Consider the following 6,907-nt stretch of genomic DNA (forward strand, 5'->3'; position numbering starts at 1 on the left):
GTGTACCCTGGTCAGCACTCATGCCACTGTAGTATGCCTTCGCAAACTCATCCCAGGGAACCAACCCTGCCAGTTTCACCCACCGGTTGTTCGGATCAAGACCTCGTTCAAACGGACTCTCAAATCCGGGCAAGGTAAGCTGCTTTTTGTCGCGTTCTCGGATCATCAGATGCACGCCTTTTTGGCTGTTTTGGCCGAAATTCATGCACACAATTCTATCATAATCGCATTTTAATGTATAGTTTCAATGTGTTATTCTTTTTGAGGAGACCCTAAATAGAGGTGTGCCATCTCTTCCAGATGTTCGTCAACCGGCAAGGCAAGAATATCGGTCAATTGCATGGTGTCATAACGGGTAAGCCGCTTGTGCTCTGGGGCAATTTTTCCGGTGCGATTGTGAAACTGCCAGGGTGGATCGGCCAGGATAGTGTGAAACAGGCGGCCTTTAAGATATAAACGTAAATCTTCAATTGCCGCCATACCGACAGGTGTGACTCTCTGCATGTGTTTTCCAACTTAAGTTACTATTATTGGCAACAAAGATCCGATATGCAATGCTTGATCTATTTTTCAGGCATTGGCATCGGCTGCAGGCGTGCTAATGGCATTCCGTTATGCATGATCAATAGCTCTTGGCCTGCAGCAATGCGTTGCAACAATAACAGACGACTAGCAGAACTGTCCAACCCTAATTCTTCTAGAGTCAAAGAAATAATTTTTGGACGGCTATAACCATCCGCATAGATTTCCTGTCCAGCAACTAAACGGATCTCGCCACCCGGATGGCTGATCAAAACATGGTTTCGGGTAATCTCTTTGACCAGTCCACCATCTATCCAGGTGCCAACAGTGACTCTGCGCTGATTAATCAGCGCTTGCCAAGAAGATCCATGTGCACTATCTACTTGTAACAACTGGGTTAATCGCCAGGGACCGCTGCGCGGTGGCAAGGCTGGCAGGGCTGCTGCAGATGAGGAGGAGGGGTGAGGCGGCGCCGTTGCTGGAGTAGAAGATTGGCTGGGGTCGGATAATAAACGACATGCACTCTGCGGATAGATGGCCGGCGGGCCCTGTTCGACATGGCAACGATAAAAATCCTCACCCCAAACTGTGCCACAGCTCAGACCAAGAAATAATAGCCACCATGCAAGCCAGCATATCCGCTTCATCCTGTCACATCACCCGCTGGTACTCCCGGAAATATCGCAATACCCGTGTGACATATTGGCGGGTTTCCGGGTAGGGAGGAATGGTGCCCCCATAACGGATGACCGTGTTGGGTCCGGCATTGTAGGCCGCTAATGAGAGCTCTAGATTATTATTGAACTGGCGTAACAGATCGGCCAAAAAGCGGGCTCCGCCGTGAATATTGGTCTCCGGGTCGGTGCTGTCATGGACACCATACTGACGTGCTGTTTCCGGCATAAGCTGCATTAAACCAACAGCCCCTTTGGCGGAGACTGCATAGGGATCAAAATTGGATTCGGCACGGATGATGGAATGCAGCAGCGCACTTTGTAAACCATGTTGTCGAGCCGCATCGCGCACCAGATCTCCATAAGGATGCGCATCCTCTTTGGCCGAAGACAGATAAGAAGCAGTGTGCTTTGCTGATGCAGTTGTGGAGAGGTTACCAGCAGAGAGATGCCCTGGTGTGTCCGCAGGGAAATAATACAGCAATCCGTTTTGATTGATAAATTTTTTATTGGCAACATGACGGTTGGTCGCGGCTATCGGGCGATAGCGGGGATCGTTGGGGCGGTCTGTCAAATGCAAAACACCCTCTGCATCGACAAAAGAGTAGATCCCTTTGGCCATGAGCGTTGTGCTTGGCAAGATGCAGACACTGCTCAACAGAAGAGTAGTGATGACATGGCGCACAGTAAGCATTTCCGCTCCACTCTCAAAAGAGGTTACCAGCTCTGTCTGGCGAACGGTAAATGGAGATTATCCAGAAGGCAAAGTGCTGATAATGTGCTGCTTGACCAACTCTGCATCTGCTGCCAATACAGCACAACGACTGGGCCGATCAAGCATGCCCTGCAAGGCTGGCGGTAGGGGTGGCTCTGCACCAATGGCTTGCTGGACCGCAGCGCCAAATTTGGCAGGATGAGCGGTAGCCAAACAGATGGCCTCAGGATAATCTGCCGCCGCTCGGACACCAACTGCCGTATGCGGATCCAGCAGATAACCGTTGTCGCGATAAAAAGAGCCAATTTGTTGCAGAGTCTCCTCTTCACTCACTGCTACAGCAGTGAAGATCTCCGCAGCTTGACGCTGTTTTTCTGCAGAGACTGCGATGCAGCCACTCTGATCCAAGCCGCGCATCGCTGCAGTGACCTGTTTTGGATCTTCATCCAACAAATAATAGAGATAACGTTCAAAATTGGAGGCGCGCTGAATATCCATGGAGGGGCTGACAGTCGGCCATACCTCCGCTGAACCATAACTGCCGGTACGGAAAAAACGGGTCAAAATATCATTACGATTGGTTGCCAAAAGCAAACGTTCAATCGGTAAACCCATCCGCAAAGCCAGATAACCCGCAAAAATATCCCCAAAATTACCGGTTGGTACCGCAAAAGTGACCCGACAAGCCGCATCACCTGCCGAGACTCTGCCCCAGGCAAAGAAATAATAGACTGCCTGCGCCAAAATGCGGGCCCAGTTGATGGAGTTGATCGCTCCCAATTGATAGCTTTGCCGAAAGGGCAGATCATTGAACAGATCCTTGACGATCCGCTGTCCATCATCAAAAGATCCACGAATGGCAATGTTGTGCACATTGTCATCCAAAACGGAGGTCATCTGTCGCTCTTGAATGGGGGAGACCCGTTGATAGGGATGGAGAATAAAAATATGAATACCTTGTCGTCCCCGTACCCCGTGAATCGCTGCTGAACCGGTATCACCGGAGGTGGCACCCAGGATATTCAGCCGTCCACCGTCTCTGGCAAGAATATATTCAAACACATTACCGAGAAATTGCAGCGCTACATCTTTGAAAGCCAACGTCGGACCATGAAACAGCTCCAGAATGCGCCGTCCACCTACCGCAACCAGTGGGGTGACATCGGGATGGGCAAAACAGGAAAAGGAGCGCTGGCAAATAGTGCGCAGGGTATCTGTTGGCAAATCTTCATGGTCGGCAAAAAGAGCAATCACCTCTACTGCCAGTTCGGCAAAAGGGAGAGTGGCCCAACGACGCAATTGATCTTCGGAAACCTGTGGGATGCTCTCCGGCAACAGCAGACCACCATCGGTCGCCAATCCCATCATGACCGCCTGGGAAAAGGTGAGTGGTTCCACCTGACCGCGCGTACTGATATAGCGCACACCCATCGCTTTTACCCCTCCCGCTACCTTCAAATCTCTGCGTCCAGACCCAACAATGCCAAGCCCAAACCAAATTTACTGCGTTGTGAATAGGTCAATGGATAACGTTGCATCAGATCATCAGCCAAAGCACGAATGGCCTCTCCTTGACCCGCCAACCGCTCCAACTCTACCTCTGCCAACGGATGGATCTGGGTGTCTGTACGAATCTCCCCTTGATCCAAGGCCATTTCGACCCGATTTTCCTCCCACTGCAACAATAATACCCGGCGCTGAAAATCGGTCACAAACAGAGGAACCAAAGCTGCTTGCGGATCTACAGCCGCCAGAATCCGCTCGCGCATCTCTCCAGCAGGTAACTCCTCCCAATGCGCAATGGGGGTCGATAACATCTCTTCCCACTCTTGTCGTTGTGCCAAACCGGCAACCATGGGACCACCCGTGCCCTTGAGATTGGCGCGCAAGCCTCCGCCCTGCTCCTGACGCATCCGAAAAGCCAAATGGTTCTGCAACAGATGTCGTTCTGGCGTGTCATAATAGGTGGCGAGAAAATGGCGCGTTTTGATCGGTGTGCCCTGGCATTTGGCCAGCAGAGCACCATCCTGCGCCACAGTGTCCAACACAAGCGCTGAGGCAGCAGTCAGCTTGATCTCTTCTTCGATAGCCATAATAGAGTCTATTTCCTGCAATAGATGGCAATAAACGATGCGCCTTTTAAGGGCGTACCGGATAACCCTGTGTCTTCCAATCCAGCATGCCGCCAGAAACATTGAATACCTGCGGCATGCCCATGCGTTTCAGCATCACCGCCCCATAAATAGAGCGATTACCGCTGCGGCAGATCACAGCAATGGGGCGAGAGGAGGCTCGTTGTTTTACCTCATCCAGGCGTTGCCGCAAATCGGGCAGAGGAACCAACATGGCCTGCTGTACATGTCCGCCTGCATATTCTTGCTCTGAGCGTACATCCAGCAACAATGGAGGAGAAGAGGAGGCCAGTCGTTTGGCCAGTTCATGAACTGTAAGATGTTCCACCCCAGCCATCCTTGCCATCAATGGTCCACGAACCATCAACACGGCAAAGCCTACCAACATCAATAATGTCAGTGCATTTTCCTGTAACCAGTTCATATCCTAACCTGATGTTTGCCGATTTCAGTTTTCCGAATGGGTAGCGTTGCAAAAGATGTTGCGCGTCAAAGAGACGAGATCCAACACTTTGCAGTCACCGACCCGATAAAATACCTGATTGGCATCCCTCCGCGAGGAGAGAATCTGTTTGTCGCGCATAATAGTCAAATGCTGGGAGACATTGGATTGCGTCGTTCCCACCGCTTCGACCAGCTCTTGCACACTTAACTCCTGATCATTCAGGGCGACAATCACCTTTAACCGCAACGGGTGAGCCAACGCCTTCATGCAGCGTGCAACCTTTTCAATGTTGGCTTCATCAAAATTGCCGGACACAACATCCCCCTGAATTCGTTCATCAATAACTGCAGGAACTTACTAAAGCTTCAGCCGTGACCCAAGCCCAACTCCTGCTCCAGAAAATCAAATAATGAATAATACGCGCCGATCACCATGGCCGTCAACGGATTTTTGCTTGCAAGATTCCCGATTTCGAGGCATAACATACTCCATGAATACGATCTCCTCACTCAAAGAAGCGCAAGTGTTGGCCTGGTTGCAGCAAAACCCGGATTTTTTACCCAACCATCCCGAGCTTTTGCCCACAACAGGTGCTGACGGTAAGGTCATAAGCCTGGAAGCTGGCCAATTGAGCCATTTACGCCGCCAGAATGACCAGTTGCGAGATAAGCTGGATGCCATTCTCAATCGTCTGTTGCGCAACGAAGAGATCTACCGCGCCTTTCATGCCATCCAAACCCGGATGATTTTGGCCAGCAGCCCCTGGGCTGTAATCGCTATTGCTACCCAGGAACCAGAAAATTTATTCAATATCAAACGGGTAACCGTATCGCTTACCGCCAAAGAATCCTCTCTGGTACAACTGTTTCATCGTACACCCCCTCCAGAAGCGTTGGAAGAGCGCCTCTTTGTTCTGGACCACAGCCTGTTGACGCAAATTTTGGGTGAGGGCAGTGCGCCAGTCATTCGCGTGGGCCGAGAGGGTAAAAATAAACAGTGCTATTTTGGCCAGATCACCCCCTCAATCCGTTCCGAAGCTCTTGTCCCGCTCTATGCACCAGATGATGGTCAGGCCCCACAACGGCGTTTGATCGGTGCCCTTAACCTGGGGGGTGAAGCGCCCAATCGCTTTCTGCCCAGTGATGCCACCGATCTGCTGCAAGATCTGGCCAATGTCTTCAGCCACTGCCTGATGCGTATGACCAGCAGCTCTGTATCCGCTTCATGAAGTAGAAGCCCGACCTTTGTTGCCTCTGGCACTGTTAATGGCCTGTTGCAGGCGGGTGGCAAATCGTTGCAACGAAAATTTTTCTTGAACTGTCCGCCGTGCTGCCGCACCCATGCGTAAAGCCAACTCCCGATCTGCCAACAGCTCTCTGGCTCGTTGTGCCAGCTCTTGCGGATCATCGCTTAAATAGCCACTGACTCCGTCGATGATGGGTGAAGAGTGGTGTCGGTTGCCCAATACCGGTAAACCGGCGGCCATCGCTTCCAAAACCGCCATATTATAACCATCCTCCTGTTGTTGATCTGCCGTATGAATATAAAAACGGTGACTTTGCAATAGACTTTTCAAATGGTCCCAATTGTCTGCAGGCGCCACCCCAGGAAATTCAGGATTATGGCCGACCAGACGTACCGGAAGATCAGCAAAAGCCTCTTCATGAAATTGCCAGTTGAGCAAAGTGCGTTTGGGATGAATCTGATTGGCAACCCGAATCCCGCAGGCCAACTCTCCTGACCAGGCGGGATAGGCAGCCACATCCACTCCACATGCCACAATATCCTTGGTAAATCCCCAGGAACGCCCCTTCATGGCCGTTACTGCAATCACATGTGTTCCAGTCAAGCGCACATACTGGCGCAACACCGCACGGACCTGTTCTGCTGAACTCTGTTCCTGTCCCTGCAGACGCCCCTCCAAGGTGTTGTGCAACACCAGAATACGCGGCCATGGCAGACTCTTGACATCCAACAGGTCGGTCATGCTGTGGGCAATGATGCAGTGATAGGCTCTTCCTTCAGTCAAAGCCTGCTGCAAGGTCAACAGACGGGCATTGGCGGGAAGAGGGCGAATGCGGCTATCCCATTGTGGGGTATATCTTCCTGGCAAACCATCAATAATATCCAATTGACAAGGCAAGGCATGCAGTTGATGCACCCATGCCTCATGACAGTTGAGCGTCAACAAACGCCAAGGGGATTGGCTCATACAGATTCCTGATGGGTAGATATTGCTTTGTTGATATTCATAAATTTCTCGTTTTCATTGCCAATTGTCACCATGGAACATCCTTTGCGTCAGTGGCTGCCAATATCGCTGTGTTTGTGCTGGCAGGCAGATTTGTAACTATTCAGGTTCGTGCTGACTCGCCAGCTCTACCGGTTTGCGATTTTGCGATGACTCGCCAGCTCTACC

General features: G+C 51.2%; 10 protein-coding genes and 1 pseudogene. 2 read left to right on the forward strand and 9 right to left on the reverse strand.

The features are described from left to right. The 8 genes and pseudogenes from EJP87_RS18580 to EJP87_RS12300 all read right to left on the reverse strand — a co-directional run. Nucleotides 1–205 (reverse strand): annotated as a pseudogene (locus tag EJP87_RS18580) (hypothetical protein); the annotation flags it as partial. 47 nt (nucleotides 206–252) lie between these two features. Further along, nucleotides 253–504, reverse strand: a complete 252-nt coding sequence (locus tag EJP87_RS12270) for a methyltransferase-A70 family protein (protein ID WP_193771344.1) — start codon at nucleotides 502–504, stop codon at nucleotides 253–255. Nucleotides 505–563: 59 nt separating this feature from the next. Further along, nucleotides 564–914, reverse strand: coding sequence for a hypothetical protein (locus EJP87_RS17875; protein ID WP_193771345.1), 351 nt, complete (start codon nucleotides 912–914; stop codon nucleotides 564–566). A gap of 259 nt (nucleotides 915–1,173) precedes the next feature. After that, on the reverse strand, nucleotides 1,174–1,890 hold the full coding sequence (locus tag EJP87_RS12280) for a lytic transglycosylase domain-containing protein (RefSeq protein ID WP_227657612.1): 717 nt from the start codon (nucleotides 1,888–1,890) through the stop codon (nucleotides 1,174–1,176). Between the two features lie 57 nt (nucleotides 1,891–1,947). Next, entirely contained in the window at nucleotides 1,948–3,336 is a 1,389-nt protein-coding gene (gene thrC / locus EJP87_RS12285) for a threonine synthase (protein WP_130472173.1), read from the reverse strand. 29 nt (nucleotides 3,337–3,365) lie between these two features. Next, entirely contained in the window at nucleotides 3,366–4,004 is a 639-nt protein-coding gene (locus EJP87_RS12290) for a CYTH domain-containing protein (RefSeq protein ID WP_193771346.1), read from the reverse strand. Between the two features lie 46 nt (nucleotides 4,005–4,050). Further along, nucleotides 4,051–4,467 carry a rhodanese-like domain-containing protein gene (locus EJP87_RS12295; protein WP_130472169.1) on the reverse strand — a complete coding sequence of 139 codons (417 nt, stop codon included), beginning with the start codon at nucleotides 4,465–4,467 and terminating at the stop codon, nucleotides 4,051–4,053. 24 nt (nucleotides 4,468–4,491) lie between these two features. Beyond that, entirely contained in the window at nucleotides 4,492–4,803 is a 312-nt protein-coding gene (locus EJP87_RS12300; RefSeq protein ID WP_227657614.1) for an ArsR/SmtB family transcription factor, read from the reverse strand. A gap of 175 nt (nucleotides 4,804–4,978) precedes the next feature. Between EJP87_RS12300 and EJP87_RS12305 the strand changes: the two genes are divergently transcribed. Continuing rightward, nucleotides 4,979–5,716 carry a DUF484 family protein gene (locus tag EJP87_RS12305; RefSeq protein WP_193771347.1) on the forward strand — a complete coding sequence of 246 codons (738 nt, stop codon included), beginning with the start codon at nucleotides 4,979–4,981 and terminating at the stop codon, nucleotides 5,714–5,716. Here the strand turns inward: EJP87_RS12305 and EJP87_RS12310 are convergent. Next, nucleotides 5,711–6,700, reverse strand: a complete 990-nt coding sequence (locus EJP87_RS12310) for a glycosyltransferase family 4 protein (RefSeq protein ID WP_130472171.1) — start codon at nucleotides 6,698–6,700, stop codon at nucleotides 5,711–5,713. The genes EJP87_RS12305 and EJP87_RS12310 overlap by 6 nt on opposite strands. Before the next feature lie 11 nt (nucleotides 6,701–6,711). Between EJP87_RS12310 and EJP87_RS18585 the strand changes: the two genes are divergently transcribed. Continuing rightward, on the forward strand, nucleotides 6,712–6,907 hold a 196-nt coding region (locus EJP87_RS18585), incomplete at its 3' end, for a hypothetical protein (protein WP_227657615.1).

Origin of the sequence: Candidatus Magnetaquicoccus inordinatus (assembly GCF_004217665.1) — a bacterium.
GTDB classification, from domain to species: domain Bacteria; phylum Pseudomonadota; class Magnetococcia; order Magnetococcales; family Magnetaquicoccaceae; genus Magnetaquicoccus; species Magnetaquicoccus inordinatus.

Bases quoted from the DNA above. Each gene is read 5' to 3' on its own strand.
- EJP87_RS12280 (WP_227657612.1), bottom strand. From the start codon at position 1,890: ATGCTTACTGTGCGCCATGTCATCACTACTCTTCTGTTGAGCAGTGTC.
- EJP87_RS12305 (WP_193771347.1), top strand. From the start codon at position 4,979: ATGAATACGATCTCCTCACTCAAAGAAGCGCAAGTGTTGGCCTGGTTG.
- EJP87_RS12270 (WP_193771344.1), bottom strand. From the start codon at position 504: ATGCAGAGAGTCACACCTGTCGGTATGGCGGCAATTGAAGATTTACGT.
- EJP87_RS12290 (WP_193771346.1), bottom strand. From the start codon at position 4,004: ATGGCTATCGAAGAAGAGATCAAGCTGACTGCTGCCTCAGCGCTTGTG.
- EJP87_RS12295 (WP_130472169.1), bottom strand. From the start codon at position 4,467: ATGAACTGGTTACAGGAAAATGCACTGACATTATTGATGTTGGTAGGC.
- EJP87_RS12310 (WP_130472171.1), bottom strand. From the start codon at position 6,700: ATGAGCCAATCCCCTTGGCGTTTGTTGACGCTCAACTGTCATGAGGCA.